The sequence below is a fragment of the Dyadobacter linearis genome (genome assembly GCF_907165045.1).
Lineage (GTDB): Bacteria > Bacteroidota > Bacteroidia > Cytophagales > Spirosomataceae > Dyadobacter > Dyadobacter linearis.
In genome coordinates this window covers 1-688 of record NZ_CAJRAU010000024.1, presented here as the reverse complement: position 1 = coordinate 688, position 688 = coordinate 1, and the positions used below count along the sequence as shown (strand labels likewise).

Genomic DNA, 688 nt, shown 5'->3' with positions numbered 1-688 from the left:
TGCACTGCCCCCAAAAAGTTAGACACTTCTTGGGGGCATTTTTATGGTTAATTACAAAAAACACAGTTTGAATTTTAAGCTTAGGCTTGTTAAGGCTTATTTGAATGGCGGTAGTTATACGGGTTTGGCCAAAGTTGGAGGCATAACTCGGTCGTTGTTAAAAAAGTGGGTGGGGCATTATCGTCAACAAGGTATTGAAGGCCTTTTGCCGCCTGGCGAGCAAAGCTACACAAGGGAGTATAAACAAGAGGTAGTTCTGGTTTATCAAAGTAGTGGCTTATCTTTGGGTGAATGCTGCTTCAAGTACCGGATTCCCAGCCCCAGTACATTAGCGGGCTGGATCAGGCAGTATGAGCAGTTTGGTATAGATGGTTTTAGCACGGCCCGTGGCAGGCCAAGGTCTATGAAAAGCAAACCCAAAATCATAAAGAGATACGGCCCGTTGACCAGATTGGAAGAGCTCGAAAACGAGAACTTACGGCTAAGGGCAGAAAATGACTTGCTAAAAAAGCTGGATGCCTTAATCCGCGAAAAGGAAGTTGCGCAGAAGAAAAAGCGTTGACAATCCATGGGTTAAGGCAGAAATACCCGCTTGAATTACTTTTGGACCTTTTTAAAATGCCCAGGAGTAATTTCTACTACCATATTAAAAATAGCGCTGAGGCCAGCAAATATCAAGACGCACAAA

Annotated in this window: 1 protein-coding gene; it reads left to right on the top strand. The window is 43.9% G+C overall.

What is annotated here, in order from left to right; all coding sequences use genetic code 11:
- Positions 1 to 67 precede the first annotated feature (67 nt).
- Positions 68 to 562, top strand: a complete 495-nt coding sequence (locus KOD92_RS27345; protein ID WP_215236788.1) for a helix-turn-helix domain-containing protein — start codon at positions 68 to 70, stop codon at positions 560 to 562.
- The last annotated feature ends 126 nt before the right edge of the window (positions 563 to 688 follow it).